The organism is Bradyrhizobium sp. KZN70725, from assembly GCF_055264925.1.
The window spans coordinates 1-2,655 of sequence record NZ_JBUYWT010000147.1; the positions used below are offsets into that span (position 1 = coordinate 1).

General features: G+C 63.7%; 1 protein-coding gene and 2 pseudogenes. All 3 read left to right on the forward strand.

Annotation, left to right across the window (positions count from 1 at the left end; genetic code table 11):
* The first annotated feature begins 249 nt into the window (after window positions 1–249).
* A pseudogene (istA, locus tag ACZBJS_RS42245) lies at window positions 250–1,741 on the forward strand (IS21 family transposase).
* On the forward strand, window positions 1,738–1,983 hold the full coding sequence (locus tag ACZBJS_RS42250) for a hypothetical protein (RefSeq protein ID WP_463440300.1): 246 nt from the start codon (window positions 1,738–1,740) through the stop codon (window positions 1,981–1,983). Before istA ends, ACZBJS_RS42250 begins: the two are co-directional and overlap by 4 nt.
* A gap of 17 nt (window positions 1,984–2,000) precedes the next feature.
* Window positions 2,001–2,544, forward strand: a pseudogene (locus ACZBJS_RS42255) (IS66 family transposase); the annotation flags it as partial.
* Between the last annotated feature and the right edge of the window lie 111 nt (window positions 2,545–2,655).

The window sequence follows — 2,655 nt, forward strand, 5'->3', positions numbered from 1 at the left end:
CGATGTCGAGGCAACCTGGCGCAAGGTCGGCGAACTCCTCGACCTCTTTTCTGCACAAGAGTGCGCCAACTATCTCAAAAACTCAGGCTATGTTTCCGTATAAAAACAGCGTGCTCTAGTTCAGGTACCTGCGCGGCGGCGATCAGGGTGAGACCCCAGTGACAATCAGGATGAGACTGCGCCGATGGGGACGGACCGAAGGGAGAACGTAGCCCGACCGGAGGGCCGTTCCCATCGGCGTCGCTGTACATGAACTACCGACTGACATTGTCCCCCGAGGCGGCTGCGGCCAAGGCGGGGTTCTCGAAAGCAAGCGCGTATCGGATCGAGGGTGACTTGCGTCTGCCATCGCAGAAGAAGACGCCGAGGGGCCGGCGACGATCCGATCCGCTTGCGCTCTATTGGGAGGCCGAGATCATCCCGATCCTGAAGGGTGCGCCCGGTATCCGCGTGATCGGCGTCCTGAACGAGTTGCGCCGACGGCATCCCGACCTTAACTCCAACATCCGACCCACGCTGGAGCGGCGCATCAACGCCTGGCGGGCGCTCAACGACCCCGAACAGGACGTGATCTTCCGCCAGGAGCACGAGCCCGGCCGTCTGGGTCTATCCGACTTTACCGATACAAGCGCGCTCGGCACTGCCATCGCGGGTGAGGCGCTCGATCACCGACTCTATCACTTGCGGCTGGCGTTCTCCGGCTTCGAGCAGCCCATGTCGTGCTCGGCGGCGAAAGCTTCGCCGCCCTGGCCGATGGCTTGCAGAACGCCCTGTGGGCGCTCGGCGGCGTGCCGCGGGAGCATCGCAACGACAGCCTATTCGGTCGCGTTCCACAATCTGGCGGCGGATGCGCGTGAGGATCTGACAGAGCGATACGCCGCGCTGATGGGCCACTACGGCATGGCACCAACGCGCGACAATGCGGGCATCGCACACGAGAACGGCTCGATCGAGAGTGCGCACGGTCACCTCAAACGAACCCTGGAGGATGCGCTGTTGCTGCAGGGCACGTGCAACTTCATCAGTCTCAGTGCCTATCGGGCTTTTGTCGACGAGATTGTCGGCCGCCGCAACGCCAACCTTGCCAAGAGGATCGCGCTCGAGAAGGAAGCGCTGGTGCCACTGCCGAAAGGCCGCACGACCGACTTCGAGGAGAAGGTGATCCCGGTGACGTCGTCAGGCGGCTTCATCCTGCGGCGCGTGTTTTATAACCCTGCTTTCAAGACTGATTGGCCATCGCCTGCGCGTGCGCATCTTCGACGATCGGCTCGAATGCTTCCTCGCCGTCACGCCGGTCGGGACGCTTCGGCGCGTCCGGCCTGTGTCGGAGAACCACGGCGGGCATGTCGTTGATTATCGGCACGTCATCCATGCCCTGCGGCGCAAGCCGATGGCGCTCGTCAATCTCGTCTATCGCGACCAGCTCTTCCCACGCGCGGCTTATAAGCGCCTCTTCGAGACCTTGCGGGAACGCGGTGACGACCGGCGCGCCTGCAAGGTGACGGTCGAGCTTCTGGCGCTGGCCCTGAACGGGCCTAACGAAGCCGAGCTCGCCAAGGCGATCGCGATCGACCTCGATGCCAGACGGTTACCCGACCTTGCCGCACTGCGCGATCGCTTCCGACCCGAGGCGACCGCGATCCAGAGTGTCGCCGTCAAAGTGGCGCCGCTCGACGTCTACGATGAGCTGGCCTCCGTCAGCATCGTCTCGGCCCACTCCAGCCTGGGGGACGCGGCATGACCAGCGGAGCTACCTTCATCGATCCCGCCCGCGTCGGGCTGCCGCTCAATGAGCTGCGCCTGCAACTGCCGGTGTCAAGGCGATCTGGCCGAAATTCGCTGCGCAATCGGACAAGGAAGGCTGGCCCCGCCGCCCCGCGCCGGGATCTGGCGCTGCGCTATGCCGAAAGCTCCGCGCCCCCCCTCGCTTCTACCGCAGAACCGGGCAAATCCAATGGCAAGGACGAACTCAGAATTGGATAAAATTGGGGGCAAGGTCACTTCAAGCCGATAACGGCTTCGAGCCGCGGTTCGACCCGCGGAAGAAGGGCTGCCGATCACGCCGGCGTTTTGCTTTGCCCATGCGCGGCGGGGCTTCTTCGAGCTGGCTGACATCGCGAAAAATGCTCGGGAAGGTAACAAGGGCAAACCGGTCTCCCCGGTCGCACTGGAGACGGTCAGGCGCCTCGATGCGTTGTTCGAGGTCGAGCGCGCCATCAACGGCTGCGGCGCCGACGAGCGGCGCGTCGCGCGCCAGGAAGAGAGCAAGCCGCTTCTCGAGGACATGGACGCCTGGTTGCTGCGTGAGTGCGAAACCCTCTCGCGCTCTTCCGAGGTCCTGAAGCCGATCAACTATATGCTCAGGCGCTGGGACGACTTCGCCCGCTTCCTCGACGATGACAGGATTTGCCTGACCAAAATTGCGCCGAGCGCGCATTGAGAGGCATCGCCTTGGGACGACGGAACTGGACCTTCGCCGGCAGCCAGCGTGGCGCCGACCGTTCCGCCATCATGATGACGATGATCATGACCTGCCGCTTCAACGTGAGCGTCACGAAGGGATCACCGGTGCCCGGGCTTGACTTGCGCGGAATGCTCTGGATAGCGCGGTTGGGATGATTGACGCTGCCGTTGCGCGGTGATGGGGTGATCTCG

Bases quoted from the DNA above. Each gene is read 5' to 3' on its own strand.
- ACZBJS_RS42250 (WP_463440300.1), top strand. From the start codon at position 1,738: ATGACCAGCGGAGCTACCTTCATCGATCCCGCCCGCGTCGGGCTGCCG.